Below are 14,605 nucleotides of genomic sequence, written 5' to 3' on the forward strand. Positions count from 1 at the left end.
CAGGCAGGGGTTAAGAACACAATAAACCGGAAGTGGGAGAAGATCGAGAGGATGTTGAGAGGAATATTGCCGGAAGGCGGCGTAACCACCTGTCCGGCACATCATGCTGCTAATCGATATACTTCATCGCTACCCTTGAGGTCAGGCGCGTAATAAGTTCGTAAGCACTTACCTTCGTCATTTCAGCAATGCGTTCAACGGGCAGGCCCTCGCCCCACAGAATCACCGAATCGCCGGCTTTATCCTGCGCTTCAGGGCCTAAATCGACGCAGATCATATCCATCGCGACGCGACCGACGATCGGCACTTCACGGCCATTGACCAGCACCGGTGTCCCAGACGGCGCTGCGCGCGGATAACCATCGCCATAGCCCATCGCTACCACGCCAAGACGCGTGTCGCGCTCGCTCAGCCAGGTTCCTCCATAACCAACCGGCTCGCCCGCTTTGTGCTCACGCACCGCAATCAGACTTGAGGTCAGCGACATTACCGGCTGGCAGCCAAAATCAGCGCCGATGGAGTGATTTTCCAGTGGCGATACGCCATACAGAATCAGCCCCGGACGCGCCCAGTCGAAGTGAGACTGCGGCCACAGCAAAATACCACCCGACGCGGCAATCGAACGCTGCCCCGGTTTGCCTTCACAAAAACTGTTGAAGATATCAAGCTGTTTTTCGGTCGCGCCACACTCAGGCTCATCCGCACGAGCAAAGTGGCTGACGATATTGACCGGCTGGCGCACGTTTTCACACTGTGTTAAGCGCTGATAAAACGCCTCGGCCTGCTCAGGGCGTACGCCCAGGCGATGCATACCGGTGTCGAGCTTCATCCAGACGGTAACGGGTTCAGCCAGTTTAGCGGCTTCCAGGGCTTCGAGCTGCTCCTGGTTGTGGACGGCAGTATGCAGGCGCTGCGCGGAAATAGTCGGCAGATCGGAGGCATCAAAAAATCCCTCCAGCAGCAGGATGGGCTGCGTGATCCCTCCCGCTCGCAAGCGCAGGGCTTCTTCAAGACGAGCGACACCAAAAGCGTCCGCATCGGGGAGCGTTCGCGCGGTCTCTAACAGACCATGGCCGTAGGCGTTCGCTTTCACGACCGCAACCAGTTTGCTGGCTGGAGCCAGTTCACGCAGACGTTGCAGGTTGTGTCGCAGAGCGCGGCGGTTAATGACTACAGTTGCCGCTTGCATTTGTATTCCTTAGAAATTACTCATCGTCATATTGAGGACCGGCATAGTTGTCGAATCGCGACCACTGACCGTTAAACGTCAGGCGCACCGTACCGATCGGGCCGTTACGTTGCTTACCAATAATGATTTCTGCGATCCCTTTCAGGTCGCTGTTTTCGTGATAAACCTCATCACGATAGATAAACATGATTAAGTCGGCATCCTGCTCGATGGAGCCAGACTCACGCAGATCCGAGTTGACCGGACGCTTGTCGGCACGTTGTTCCAGAGAGCGGTTAAGCTGCGACAGCGCCACCACCGGCACATGCAGTTCTTTCGCTAACGCTTTCAGCGAGCGGGAGATTTCTGCAATTTCCAGCGTACGGTTGTCGGAGAGCGACGGCACGCGCATCAGCTGCAGGTAGTCGATCATGATAAGTCCGATACCGCCATGTTCACGGGCGATACGACGGGCACGCGAGCGCACTTCCGTAGGCGTCAGGCCGGAGGAGTCATCAATATAGATGTTTCGTTTCTCCAGCAAAATCCCCATTGTTCCGGAAATTCGCGCCCAGTCTTCATCATCCAGTTGACCGGTACGAATTTTGGTTTGGTCTACGCGTGAGAGCGAGGCCAGGGAACGCATCATGATCTGTTCTGAGGGCATTTCAAGACTAAAGATAAGAACCGGCTTATCCTGCAACATCGCCGCATTTTCGACGAGGTTCATTGCAAATGTCGTTTTACCCATCGACGGACGCGCGGCGACGATAATTAAGTCTGACGGCTGCAAACCAGCCGTCTTTTTATTGAGGTCGTCATAACCGGTGTTCACCCCGGTGACGCCGTCGTGCGGTTGCTGGAACAGCTGCTCGATACGCGCGACGGTGGCGTCGAGCACGTCAGTAATATTTTTCGGGCCTTCGTCTTTATTAGCGCGGCTTTCCGCGATTTTAAAGACACGGGATTCTGCAAGGTCCAACAGATCTTCACTGGAGCGTCCTTGCGGATCAAAACCGGCTTCCGCGATTTCGTTTGCAACTGAAATCATGTCACGAACAACGGCGCGTTCGCGGACGATATCCGCATAAGCGCTAATGTTCGCCGCACTTGGCGTGTTTTTAGACAACTCAGCCAGGTAAGCAAAACCGCCGACGCTGTCCAGTTGTCCCTGAACTTCCAGCGACTCAGCCAGCGTGATCAGATCGATGGGTTTTCCCATCTCCTGCAGGCGATGCATTTCCGTGAAGATATGCCGGTGCGGACGGGTATAAAAATCTTCCGCCACCACACGCTCGGCGACATCGTCCCAGCGTTCGTTATCCAGCATTAAACCGCCCAACACCGACTGTTCCGCTTCAATCGAGTGCGGCGGTACTTTCAGCCCGGCGACCTGGGGATCGCGCTCACGAGCATCAGTCTGTTGTTTGTTGAAGGGTTTATTTCCTGCCATAGTGAATGGAGTTACCGAGATAATGATTGGGTCGAAAGATTACCACATTTCTTTTGGAGGAAGCATGGCAACACGTATTGAATTTCACAAGCATGGTGGCCCTGATGTACTCAAGGCGGTGGAGTTTACGCCCGTAGACCCGGCGGAAAACGAAATCCAGGTCGAGAACAAAGCGATTGGGATCAACTATATCGACACCTACATCCGCAGTGGTCTTTATCCACCGCCTTCCCTGCCCAGCGGGCTGGGTACCGAAGCCGCCGGCGTAGTCAGCAAAGTTGGCAGCAAAGTGACACACATTAAAGCTGGCGATCGCGTGGTGTATGCCCAGTCTGCTCTTGGCGCCTACAGCTCAGTGCATAACGTTCCGGCCGATAAAGCCGCCATCCTGCCTAACGCTATCTCGTTTGAACAAGCTGCCGCCTCGTTTCTTAAAGGGCTAACCGTTTTTTATCTGTTACGTAAAACCTATGAAATTCAACCTGATGAGCCGTTTTTGTTCCATGCGGCTGCGGGCGGCGTCGGCATGATTGCCTGCCAGTGGGCAAAAGCATTGGGTGCGAAGCTGATTGGTACCGTCGGCAGTGCGCAAAAAGCGCAAATTGCGCTGCAGGCTGGCGCATGGCAGGTCATTAACTATCGTGAAGAGAGCATTGTTGAGCGAGTGAAAGAGGTAACTGGCGGTAAAAAAGTGCGGGTGGTGTATGACTCGGTGGGGAAAGATACCTGGGAAGCCTCGCTGGATTGTTTGCAGCGCCGGGGACTAATGGTCAGCTTTGGTAATGCTTCCGGGCCGGTTACTGGCGTGAACTTAGGCATTCTGAACCAGAAAGGTTCGCTATACGTGACCCGTCCTTCTCTACAGGGTTACATCACCAATCACCGCGAATTAACCGAAGCCAGCAATGAGCTTTTCTCGCTGGTTGCCAGTGGAGTGATCAAAGTGGATGTCGCGCCTGGTCAAACGTTCGCACTGCACGATGCACAGCGTGCTCATGAAGTACTGGAAAGCCGGGCCACGCAGGGATCGAGTTTGCTGATTCCTTAAGATGACGGGGAAAGAAAGAATTAGGGCTTCCCGCAGGAAGCCCTTTCTTTTTTTAGTTCGGCTGTATGTAGGGTACAGCTCGATGAATTCGTTAACCTGGCAATAGTGACAGATTTGATAATCAATTCCTATTTGGTTCTAAAGGCAATGTTGCAGGTTGTGACGTACCGCTCAATACCTTAGTAAAACCGGCGGTTATTGCGCTGATACTGTGGGACTTTTGGCGCTTTTATCGCCTTGATCACCCACACCACAGCAACAGCCAGTAGCAGCCAGGGCAACAGTTTAATCATCAAGGCAAATAGTCCGCCCAGAAACATCACGGCGGTGGCTACGACCAATGCGGCCAGAACGCCCAGCAAAGATACGCCGGTGACCATCAGCATGATAAAAAATCCAATCACAAAAAGTAGTTCCAGCATGGCTCTCTCCCGAAATGAAATTCTCTCCATTGCTTTACAAGAAACATGCCAAAAATAATGCGTTGATTTATAAAGAAAACGCCCCGCGACAAAGCGCAGGGCGTGGTGAAATTAACTAACTTTTGGTGAAAACTTAACGCTTGTCTGCCACCAGCTTCAGCGCATGCTCCAGAACGTTAATATCTGCCCCGGCTTTATGTGCATTCTCGCTCAGGTAACGACGCCACTGGCGCGCACCGGGAATACCCTGAAACAGCCCCAACATATGGCGTGTCACATGTCCCAAATAGGTTCCCTTACTCAGTTCACGCTCAATATACGGGTACATGGCACGCACCACGGCGACTGGATCGGAATCTTTGGTGGTAGCTGCAAAAATCTCGCGGTCAACGGACGCCAGAATGCCTGGGTTTTGATACGCCTCACGCCCCACCATCACGCCATCCATATGTTGCAGATGAATTTTCGCTTCTTCCAACGATTTAATGCCGCCGTTGATCGACATCGTCAGATGCGGAAAATCGCGCTTTAACTGATAAACACGGTCATAATCCAGCGGTGGAATTTCGCGGTTTTCTTTCGGGCTTAACCCTGACAGCCAGGCCTTGCGGGCGTGAATGATAAACATCTCACATTCGCCTTTGCCAGATACCGTGTTGATGAAATCGCAGAGGAATTCGTAGCTGTCCTGGTCATCAATACCGATACGAGTTTTCACCGTTACCGGAATCGACACCACGTCGCGCATTGCTTTGACGCAATCGGCGACCAGTTGCGCATTCCCCATCAGGCAGGCGCCAAACATGCCATTCTGTACGCGGTCGGAAGGACAACCCACGTTGAGGTTAATTTCGTCGTAGCCCCGCTGTTCAGCGAGCTTTGCGCACTGCGCCAGCGCCGCAGGATCGCTCCCGCCCAGTTGCAATGCGACCGGATGTTCTTCTTCGCTATACGCCAGATAATCGCCTTTACCATGAATGATTGCCCCAGTGGTTACCATCTCCGTATAGAGCAGCGTCTGGCTGGACAGTAAGCGCAAAAAGTAGCGGCAGTGTCTGTCCGTCCAGTCGAGCATCGGCGCGATAGAAAAACGATGAGCGGGAAAAGCGGTAGACTGAGATTCAGGCAGCATGGCGAATATTCAAGCATCCGGTTAAAAAAGGGGCGCTACTATAGCATAGACCGTTACGATAGTGAGCCACATCCTCGCGGCTCACTCCCCCTGACCCTAAACAAACGCTATTTACGCCCCGGTTTTCCGTCGTGAGATCCAAAAAACTGCGGCGGATGGTCGACCCAGCGATCCTCACGTGTAGCGGCATAGACCGGGTTAAGCGGATAATAAATGCGGTTGTATTTTTTGTTCGCCTCACCCACGACTAACAGGCGCACCTCTTCACTGGTGTTATTGATAAAGGTATGGCACACGCCTGTACCTGCCGGGAAACCGACGCTGTCGCCCGGTTCCAGCTTCCATAAATACCCGTTAATCCAGGCCTCAGGATAACCTTCCAGCACGTAGATAAATTCTTCCTCATCGCTTTCGGCGTGCGGGTACGAGGTACGCCGACCCGGCGGCAGGCGTTCATGATGAATGCCGAGTCGTCCTAACCCCAACTTGCGGGCAAGCGGCGCGCCAATAGCAAATAGCTCATCGCTGTCAGGATAAGTGGAGTCATCAGCCCCCTCAACCTCACGCCAGTGGCGAATACAATCGGGTCTTTTCATGGTTATTTTCCAGTATTGCGATGCGTCAGGTATAGCACACCACGGTGGATCTCGGCGTTTTAAGCAGAACATGTTAAAGTAAGGGATTAACCTTCCACGCAAATCGAGGCGCCAAATGGACAAAACCACTACGCAAGAGTTATTGGCTCAAGCTGAAAAACTCTGCGCGCAACGCAACGTGCGGCTTACGCCACAACGCCTCGAAGTACTGCGCCTGATGAGCCTGCAGGAAGGTGCGATCAGCGCCTATGACCTGCTCGACCTGTTGCGGGAAACTGAGCCACAGGCTAAACCACCTACCGTATATCGTGCGCTCGATTTTCTGCTGGAACAAGGTTTCGTGCACAAGGTGGAATCCACCAACAGCTATGTGCTTTGTCATCTGTTCGATCAGCCAACCCACAGTTCAGCAATGTTCATTTGCGACCGCTGTGGCGTGGTAAAAGAAGAGTGTGCGGAAGGCGTGGAAGACATTATGCATACGCTGGCGGCAAAAATGGGCTTTGCACTGCGGCATAACGTTATTGAAGCCCACGGGCTGTGTCCGGCCTGTGTGGAAGTTGAATCTTGCCGCCATCCTGGCGAGTGCCAGCATGACCATACGATTCAGGTGAAGAAGAAAGTTGGGCGCTAGGTAAGCGGGAGAGCGTACATCCTTGTACTCTCAGGAGGGAAGGGTTAATTACCAGCGGTAATCATTACGTTTTTCCCAATCGTTAACTTCTTTCTCCGCCTGATCTTTCGCGTAACCGTAACGCTCCTGGACTTTACCGACCAGTTGGTCACGTTTACCTTCAATGACCGTCATATCATCATCGGTCAGTTTGCCCCATTGCTCTTTCACTTTACCTTTAAACTGCTTCCAGTTGCCGCCGACTTCGTCTTTATTCATCATCAAGTCCTCATCGTTAGGTTGTGAATAGCGAGAGTGCCATGCCCAGACACATGCTGTTTTTGCTGGACGTGAGAATAAGTGTAGTCAGTGATTCTGGGTTTTATTTACTATTCGGAATTTTTAACCATCCCGCTCAGGCAAACCAGGTTCCATTACGCCAGTGACGTCGCCAGATAAAGGCCAGTGAAAGCCCGCGCAACGCCAGGAAAACGGTTAACGCCAACCACAAGCCATGGTTTCCCAGCCACGGCAAAGTCAGCAGCGTTAATGCGAATCCTGTGGCAGCAACGGCCATACTGTTGCGCATTTCTGCCGCGCGCGTCGCGCCAATAAACATTCCGTCGAGCAGATAACACCAGACACCCACCAGCGGTAACACCACCTGCCAGAAAAGATAGCGATCGGCCAGCTGTTGGATCTGCGGCAGCGAGGTCAGCAGCGCAACAATCTGCTCGCCAAACAGGGCATAAACCAGCGAAAACAAAATAGCCACAATACCGGACTGTCGGCAGGCCGCCCGCCAGACGTCCAGCAACTGGCTACCGTCTCGCGCCCCATAGGCCTGGCCCGAATGCGCTTCCACGGCATAGGCAAATCCATCCAGCGCGTAGGCGGTAAAGGTTAACAGGGTCATCAGAACGGCATTAACCGCAATGATATCGCCTCCCAGACGCGCACCCAGCACCGTGATTGCGCCAAAACAGAGCTGCAGCAGTAGCGAGCGCAACATGATGTCACGGTTAAGCGCCAGCAAATGGCGGAAGTTGCCACGCCACGCCTGCTTCAGCATTGCCAGCGAAATTCCGCGCATATGCAGGACTTTGCGCACCATCATCAGGCCGATCAGCAAGGTGGCATATTCAGCAATCACCGTTGCCAGTGCCGCACCTTGCACGTTCATATGCAGGCCCATCACCAGCCATATATCGAGCACAATGTTGAGAATATTACCGACAATCAACAAGATAACCGGCGCACGCGCATACTGAACGCCAAGCAGCCAGCCGAGCAGCACCAGATTCGCCAGCGAGGCGGGTGCGCTTAACCAGCGAATTTCGAGGAAACGTCGGGCCTGCTCCAGTACCGCTTCACTTCCGCCAACAATGTGCAGAGCCAGATCGATAATCGGCGTACGAAAAAGTGCGATAAGCAACCCTGCTCCCAGCGCCAGCATGAGCGGCTGCACCAGTGCGCGCGCCAGCGCCTGCGGATTTTTCGCACCAAATGCCTGGGCGGTAAGACCGGTGGTGCTCATGCGCAAAAAAAGCAGCAGCATAAAAAGAAAACTGGTTGCCGTAGCACCAACCGCAACACCGCCAAGATAGACCGGACTATCCAGATGACCAATCACCGCGGTATCCACCAGTCCCAGCAGGGGAACGGTGATATTGGAGAAGATCATGGGTAAGGCGAGGTGCCAGAGTGCTTTATCAGAAGAGGTAAAGAAAGGCATACAGGAGGGCCTGAGAAGAAGTTAGACGTACTGGATAATGTGATGCAGGCCCGGCAAGCGCAGCGCTACCGGGCACGTTGCCGGATGGCGACGTCATCGTCTTATCCGGCCTACAGGGATTCAACAGAAAATTACAGCCATTCACCGTTACGGATAACGCCTACTGCCAGCCCTTCAATAGTGAAGTTTTGTTCGCGCAGGTCGACAACGATAGGTTTAAATTCACTGTTTTCTGGCAGAAGTTCAACCTTGTTACCCTGCTTTTTCAGACGCTTAACCGTAACTTCATCATCAATACGGGCAACAACAACCTGTCCGTTACGCACGTCCTGGGTTTTATGCACAGCGAGTAAATCACCGTCCATAATCCCGATATCTTTCATCGACATACCGCTAACGCGCAGAAGAAAATCGGCGTTCGGTTTGAACAGTGAAGGATCGACTTGATAGTGGCCTTCGATGTGCTGCTGCGCCAGAAGTGGCTCACCGGCTGCCACGCGCCCCACAAGCGGTAACCCTTCTTCTTCTTCCTGCAACAGTCGAATACCGCGCGATGCGCCGGATACAATTTCCAGCACACCTTTACGCGCCAGCGCTTTCAGGTGTTCTTCAGCTGCGTTTGGGGAACGGAACCCCAAACGCTGCGCGATCTCCGCACGCGTCGGTGGCATACCTGTCTGGCTGATGTGATCTCTAATGAGATCAAACACCTCTTGTTGCCTGGCCGTTAACGCTTTCATTCCGCCCCCTGGGTGTATATACAGTTATGCTGTGAGTATATACAGCTAAAGGCGATTTTGGAACCGCAAACTGCACAAAAAACAGGAGATTTATGCAGTTGTGGAAGCCTTATCGCAAATGCGACCACAACAGGATGCCCCAGGTGATTAGAGCGACAAAAATAGACAGCAATACCGCAGCCGACCCCATATCTTTCGCCCGACCGGAAAGTTCGTGATACTCAGAACCAATACGATCAACCACCGCTTCAATCGCACTGTTGAGGATTTCAACGATCATCACCAGCATCACAGAACCAATCAACAACACGCGGGTAATTGCATCAACATCCAGCCAGCAGGCGATGGCGACGCCCAGCAGGACAGCAACACTTTCCTGACGGAATGCCGCCTCATTAATCCATGCGGCGCGAAAACCTTTCCAGGAATAACCTGCAGCTTTGATAATTCGGGTGAATCCAGTGGTATTATTGGCCATCAAAAAGAACCTTTTTACATTATTAGCGTCAATGTCATTGTAACGTTACCCCGTTTGTTCAGGGTGTGGCAAAGCAGCGCGAAGTATGACCGGATACCACAGAAATTCACTAAACTTTCTGATATCCTTGCAGCGCATTTGCATTATTAACCAGAGGCTTTACATCGTTTATGTCCGGCTGGCCACGAATTTACTACAAATTACTGAATTTACCATTAAGCGTCCTGGTAAAAAGCAAGTCTATTCCAGCAGAACCTGCTCCGGAATTGGGACTCGATACTTCGCGTCCCATTATGTACGTCCTACCGTACAATTCGAAAGCTGACTTGCTGACGCTGCGTGCCCAATGTCTGGTGCACGACCTCCCCGATCCCCTGGAACCACTAGAGATAGACGGAACGCTGTTACCGCGCTACGTGTTTATTCACGGCGGTCCGCGTGTATTCACCTATTACACGCCGAAAGAAGAGTCCATCAAGCTGTTCCACAACTATCTCGACTTGCATCGCAGCAATCCAGATCTGGATGTGCAGATGGTGCCGGTTTCGGTGATGTTTGGCCGTGCGCCGGGGCGTGAAAAAGGCGAGGTCAATCCGCCGTTACGTATGCTAAACGGCGTACAGAAATTCTTTGCGGTGTCCTGGCTGGGTCGCGACAGTTTTGTCCGCTTCTCTCCGTCGGTCTCTCTGCGCCGTATGGCGGATGAACACGGTACGGATAAGATCATCGCCCAGAAGCTGGCACGCGTGGCGCGTATGCACTTTGCTCGCCAGCGCCTGGCCGCTGTCGGCCCGCGCCTCCCTGCCCGCCAGGATCTGTTTAATAAGCTGTTAGCTTCAAAAGCGATCGCTCGTGCGGTAGAAGATGAAGCGCGCAGTAAAAAAATCTCCCACGAAAAAGCGCAGCAAAATGCCATTGCGCTGATGGAAGAGATTGCCGCCAACTTCTCCTACGAAATGATTCGTTTGACGGACCGTATTCTGGGCTTTACCTGGAACCGTCTGTATCAGGGGATTAACGTTCACAATGCTGAACGTGTACGCCAGTTGGCGCACGATGGGCATGAAATCGTGTACGTTCCGTGCCACCGCAGCCATATGGACTATATGCTGCTGTCGTACGTTCTGTACCACCAGGGTCTGGTGCCGCCGCACATCGCAGCCGGTATCAACCTGAACTTCTGGCCAGCGGGTCCGATTTTCCGCCGTCTGGGCGCGTTCTTTATTCGTCGTACCTTCAAGGGCAACAAGCTCTATTCCACCGTTTTCCGCGAATACCTGGGCGAGCTGTTCAGCCGCGGCTACTCGGTTGAGTACTTTGTCGAAGGGGGCCGTTCACGTACCGGTCGTCTGCTCGACCCGAAAACCGGCACGCTGTCGATGACTATTCAGGCGATGCTGCGCGGCGGTACACGTCCGATTACCCTCGTTCCTATTTACATCGGCTATGAGCACGTAATGGAAGTGGGCACCTACGCAAAAGAGCTGCGTGGCGCGACGAAAGAGAAAGAAAGCCTGCCGCAAATGCTGCGTGGCTTAAGCAAGCTGCGTAACCTGGGTCAGGGCTACGTCAACTTTGGTGAACCAATGCCATTGATGACTTACCTCAACCAGCATGTGCCGGAGTGGCGTGAATCTATCGACCCTATCGAGTCTATCCGCCCGGCCTGGCTGACGCCGACGGTGAATAACATTGCCGCCGATTTGATGGTGCGCATTAACAACGCAGGCGCGGCCAACGCCATGAACCTGTGCTGTACTGCTTTACTGGCCTCCCGCCAGCGCTCTCTGACCCGTGAACAGCTGACTGAACAACTCGACTGCTACCTGAGCCTGCTGCGCAACGTGCCGTATGCTGCGGATTCGACGGTGCCGGCACAGAGCGCCAGTGAACTGATCGACCACGCCTTGCAGATGAACAAGTTTGAGGTCGAGAAAGACACTATCGGTGACATCATTATTCTGCCGCGCGAGCAGGCGGTCTTGATGACTTACTACCGCAATAACATTGCGCATATGCTGGTTCTGCCTTCGTTGATGGCAGCCATTGTGACTCAGCATCGTCGTATTTCACGCGCCGCGTTGCAGCAGCATATTGATGCGCTGTACCCGATGTTAAAAGCGGAGCTGTTCTTACGCTGGGAGCGTGATGAGCTTGCCGGGGTGATTGACGAACTGGCCAGCGAAATGCAGCGCCAGGGACTCATCACCCTGACCGATGACGAACTGCATATCAATCCAGCCCGCTCCCGCACGCTACAGCTGCTGGCGGCAGGTGCTCGCGAGACGTTGCAGCGCTACGCCATTACCTTCTGGCTGCTGAGCGCGAACCCGTCCATCAACCGTGGCACGCTGGAGAAAGAAAGCCGCACCGTGGCGCAACGCCTCTCAGTGCTGCACGGCATTAACGCGCCGGAATTCTTCGATAAAGCCGTGTTCAGCTCTCTGGTGCTGACGCTGCGTGACGAGGGATTCATCAGCGATACCGGAGATGCCGAACCGGAAGAGACGATGAAGATCTATCAGATGCTGGCCGAACTGGTCACGTCAGATGTGCGTCTGACCATCGAGAGCGCCACTCAGGGCGAGTAAGCATAAAAAAACCGGTCGGAATGACCGGTTTTTTATTTTGCAGGCTAAGCCAAAATCAAAAATGCCAGTAGCTCATTGCCAGGCCTAAGAACAGCACCAGGCCGACGTAGTTATTGTTCATAAACGCTTTAAAGCAGGCATCACGTTCACGGTTAACGATCAGTTTCTGCTGATAGACAAACAGCGCGCCCGCCACCAACAGAGACCAGTAATAGCCCAGTCCCAACCCGTTTAACCAGCCCACCAGCGCCATCAGCACCAGCACGCCTACCTGCAAAATACCAATAATCAGCTTGTCGTTCTGACCGAACAGGATCGCGGTCGATTTAATGCCGATCTTCAGGTCATCATCCCGGTCAACCATGGCGTACTGCGTATCATAGGCCACCGCCCAGAGAATATTCGCAAGGAACATCAGCCAGCAACTCAGCGGTACGGATTCACTCACGGCGGCGAACGCCATCGGGATCGACCAGCCAAACGCCGCCCCCAGCACCACCTGCGGCAGATGCGTATAGCGCTTCATAAACGGGTAAACCCACGCTAATGCTAATGCCGCAACGGACAACAAAATGGTCATCGTGTTGAGGGTCAAAACCAGCAGGAAGGCCAGCAGCACCAGTACCACAAACAGCGTTCGGGCTTCTTTCTCGGTGACAGCCCCGCTCGGCAGCGGTCGATTCGCGGTGCGTTTGACGTGCCCGTCAAATTTCCTGTCGGCATAATCATTCACCACGCATCCGGCGGCGCGCATTAACCAAACGCCAGCGACAAAAACCGCCAGGATCCACAGTTGCGGCATGCCTGGGGTCGCCACCCACAGTGCCCACAGCGTAGGCCAGAGCAGCAGTAAGGCGCCGATTGGCTTATCCGTACGCATCAAGCGGTGAAACGCCAGCAGCTTATTCTGCGTCAGACTCCACTCCATCTTTATCTTCCTCTCAGTACAACGGCGACGCAGGCAGAAAAAGCTCGGTAAGCATCAGTGGCTTACCGCTCAGCCGCAGGCGGGAACGACGCCCCCACAGCGCTGCATCGCGGCCAATCTCAATAAAATCTCGGGTCAATGTCGATGACGTAAACAGGTAGCGTCCGAGCGGGGTTTTCCCCAGGTTCTGTAAGGCCAGTTCAGGGCCGCACAAGGTTGATTCAGGCACCACAGTCCGTCCGGCAAGCCAGGGTTCATCATCCGCGCATAACAGGATTTCACGTAACCAATAACGAGACTCTTTAGGCAGCAGCGTCAGTTCTTCAGCCACCTCATTTTGCCCAACGAATTCTTCGCGAATCAACGTTACGGTGACCTTTTTCCCCTGCTGCTCAAAACGTTTGGTCATGGAATCTTCCAGTAACAACCAGTCGAGCAGTTGGGCGTCCAGCGCCGGGATCGCATCAAAATAACGCAGCGCACGCAGTTGCGTTAACGCAGGGTGTGGCATGCCTTACTCTCCGATTTATAACCTGAAGGCATTGTATCGCAGAAAAGGCATTACGGGGTGAGCAAACACGATTAAGTGATCGGCAGGGCAACATAAGTGTAACAATTAGCACCGAAGGATAAAAAAAGGTGCGCCAGGAGACGCACCAGTTGTTGCAAAATCAACAATGTGGGGAGATGTTTACCCCTTGCCTTTTACACTGCTGATAAAGGTGGATCGGGCAGATTTGGATCCCAGACGTTCCGCTTCATCAAGCAGCTTCAGCGCTTTATCAACATCGCCTTTTGCAACTGCATCCTTAATCGCCTGATTAAAATAGCTTTCCGTGTCGTTCAGCATCGGCTCACTTTTCTTCACCGGCTGCGGCGCTGGAGCGGCAACGGCTGCCGCCGGAGCCGCATAAGTCACTGCAGGCGCTGCGGTATTGCCGACAGTGACAGGGCCAGGGCCGGAAGAACCGAACAGCGGCCCCACCAACACACTGGAGGACGAGCTGGTTTTGACTTTTAATTTCAGCAGACCATCGGTGGTGTGGCGGGCAATCGGGTCCGGAATATCCGGAACAGCGTTACCTACACCCTTGGCGTAGGCTTTTGCCGGGTCAAGCAGGGTCGTGGTCTGCTGGAGATCTTTATCTGTGGTAAAGACCAGAACATACAGTTTTTGCTGGCCCAGCGCTGGCGTCAGACGCATTACGCCTTCCAGACGATCGGCACTCATCACGCCGGGCTCCTGGTAGGTGAAATAGCTGCTGGGGAAGAACGCAGATGGCGTCATGTTTTGGTCAAGAATTAAGACGTTTGGCGCAAATACGCTGGTTTGTTTGTTGACTTCACTGGTCAGCGTCAGCGTCAACTCACCGATATTGGCTGGTACGCTATAGGCCGCTACAGGGCCAGTAATACCATCAACATCTAAACGCTGACCTGCATTGGCAAGCTGTGTGGACTGAGTTTTAGATTGATCAACCGGCGTCCAGGTTAACTGTTGCAGCGCAGCAGTGGGGATTGTTGGGGCCGCGGTGGTGTTCTGCGGAACAATATTTACATCGGCCAGGCTGATGCCAGGCGCGCTGGCAAATAACCCTGCAGATAAACAAAGGGCAACGAGACTTTTCTTCATTTTCATTGTTATCACCTCAGATAGCATGGGTTCAGCGGTGGCCAGGCAATAGCGCGCTAAACCGTAAT

15 protein-coding genes are annotated in these 14,605 nt (G+C 53.5%); 3 read left to right on the plus strand and 12 right to left on the minus strand.

Features of this window, described 5'->3' with window-relative positions; genetic code table 11:
- Window positions 1-109: 109 nt before the first annotated feature.
- Together alr and dnaB are read right to left on the minus strand one after the other, a co-directional pair.
- A complete protein-coding gene (gene alr, locus OGX90_RS06540; RefSeq protein WP_003826612.1) occupies window positions 110-1,189 on the minus strand; it encodes an alanine racemase in 1,080 nt (359 codons plus the stop codon).
- A 16-nt stretch (window positions 1,190-1,205) separates the two neighbouring features.
- Window positions 1,206-2,621, minus strand: coding sequence for a replicative DNA helicase (gene dnaB, locus OGX90_RS06545; protein ID WP_003826610.1), 1,416 nt, complete (start codon window positions 2,619-2,621; stop codon window positions 1,206-1,208).
- A gap of 64 nt (window positions 2,622-2,685) precedes the next feature.
- On the opposite strand from dnaB, the gene OGX90_RS06550 reads away from it, so the two are divergent.
- Window positions 2,686-3,669 carry a quinone oxidoreductase gene (locus tag OGX90_RS06550; protein WP_234691934.1) on the plus strand — a complete coding sequence of 328 codons (984 nt, stop codon included), beginning with the start codon at window positions 2,686-2,688 and terminating at the stop codon, window positions 3,667-3,669.
- 179 nt (window positions 3,670-3,848) lie between these two features.
- On the opposite strand, the gene pspG is transcribed toward OGX90_RS06550, so the two are convergent.
- From pspG to OGX90_RS06565, 3 genes are all read right to left on the minus strand, one after another.
- On the minus strand, window positions 3,849-4,091 hold the full coding sequence (gene pspG / locus OGX90_RS06555) for an envelope stress response protein PspG (protein ID WP_003031713.1): 243 nt from the start codon (window positions 4,089-4,091) through the stop codon (window positions 3,849-3,851).
- Window positions 4,092-4,224: 133 nt separating this feature from the next.
- A complete protein-coding gene (dusA, locus tag OGX90_RS06560) occupies window positions 4,225-5,223 on the minus strand; it encodes a tRNA dihydrouridine(20/20a) synthase DusA (RefSeq protein WP_048215129.1) in 999 nt (332 codons plus the stop codon).
- A gap of 107 nt (window positions 5,224-5,330) precedes the next feature.
- Complete coding sequence (locus tag OGX90_RS06565) at window positions 5,331-5,819, minus strand: cupin domain-containing protein (RefSeq protein ID WP_003031710.1); 489 nt, start codon at window positions 5,817-5,819, stop codon at window positions 5,331-5,333.
- 115 nt (window positions 5,820-5,934) lie between these two features.
- Here OGX90_RS06565 and zur point away from each other — a divergent pair, with 115 nt between their 5' ends.
- Window positions 5,935-6,453 (plus strand): zinc uptake transcriptional repressor Zur, encoded by a 519-nt coding sequence (zur, locus tag OGX90_RS06570; RefSeq protein ID WP_003031709.1) that lies wholly within the window; start codon window positions 5,935-5,937, stop codon window positions 6,451-6,453.
- A gap of 48 nt (window positions 6,454-6,501) precedes the next feature.
- On the opposite strand, the gene OGX90_RS06575 is transcribed toward zur, so the two are convergent.
- From OGX90_RS06575 to OGX90_RS06590, 4 genes are all read right to left on the minus strand, one after another.
- Window positions 6,502-6,711, minus strand: coding sequence for a CsbD family protein (locus OGX90_RS06575; protein ID WP_003031706.1), 210 nt, complete (start codon window positions 6,709-6,711; stop codon window positions 6,502-6,504).
- Between the two features lie 136 nt (window positions 6,712-6,847).
- Window positions 6,848-8,167 (minus strand): MATE family efflux transporter DinF, encoded by a 1,320-nt coding sequence (gene dinF / locus OGX90_RS06580; protein WP_234691933.1) that lies wholly within the window; start codon window positions 8,165-8,167, stop codon window positions 6,848-6,850.
- Window positions 8,168-8,298: 131 nt separating this feature from the next.
- On the minus strand, window positions 8,299-8,907 hold the full coding sequence (lexA, locus tag OGX90_RS06585; protein ID WP_003826596.1) for a transcriptional repressor LexA: 609 nt from the start codon (window positions 8,905-8,907) through the stop codon (window positions 8,299-8,301).
- A gap of 109 nt (window positions 8,908-9,016) precedes the next feature.
- Window positions 9,017-9,385, minus strand: coding sequence for a diacylglycerol kinase (locus OGX90_RS06590; protein ID WP_003826594.1), 369 nt, complete (start codon window positions 9,383-9,385; stop codon window positions 9,017-9,019).
- Window positions 9,386-9,555: 170 nt separating this feature from the next.
- Between OGX90_RS06590 and plsB the strand changes: the two genes are divergently transcribed.
- Window positions 9,556-11,976, plus strand: a complete 2,421-nt coding sequence (plsB, locus tag OGX90_RS06595; RefSeq protein ID WP_008786919.1) for a glycerol-3-phosphate 1-O-acyltransferase PlsB — start codon at window positions 9,556-9,558, stop codon at window positions 11,974-11,976.
- A gap of 55 nt (window positions 11,977-12,031) precedes the next feature.
- On the opposite strand, the gene ubiA is transcribed toward plsB, so the two are convergent.
- The 3 genes from ubiA to malM form a co-directional block, all read right to left on the minus strand.
- Window positions 12,032-12,904, minus strand: a complete 873-nt coding sequence (ubiA, locus tag OGX90_RS06600; RefSeq protein WP_003826589.1) for a 4-hydroxybenzoate octaprenyltransferase — start codon at window positions 12,902-12,904, stop codon at window positions 12,032-12,034.
- A 13-nt stretch (window positions 12,905-12,917) separates the two neighbouring features.
- Window positions 12,918-13,415, minus strand: coding sequence for a chorismate lyase (ubiC, locus tag OGX90_RS06605; RefSeq protein ID WP_191221936.1), 498 nt, complete (start codon window positions 13,413-13,415; stop codon window positions 12,918-12,920).
- 180 nt (window positions 13,416-13,595) lie between these two features.
- Window positions 13,596-14,543, minus strand: a complete 948-nt coding sequence (gene malM / locus OGX90_RS06610; RefSeq protein WP_286623375.1) for a maltose operon protein MalM — start codon at window positions 14,541-14,543, stop codon at window positions 13,596-13,598.
- Window positions 14,544-14,605 lie beyond the last annotated feature (62 nt).

Source organism: Citrobacter sp. Cpo012 (genome assembly GCF_030333015.1).
Classification (GTDB): Bacteria; Pseudomonadota; Gammaproteobacteria; order Enterobacterales; family Enterobacteriaceae; genus Citrobacter; species Citrobacter portucalensis.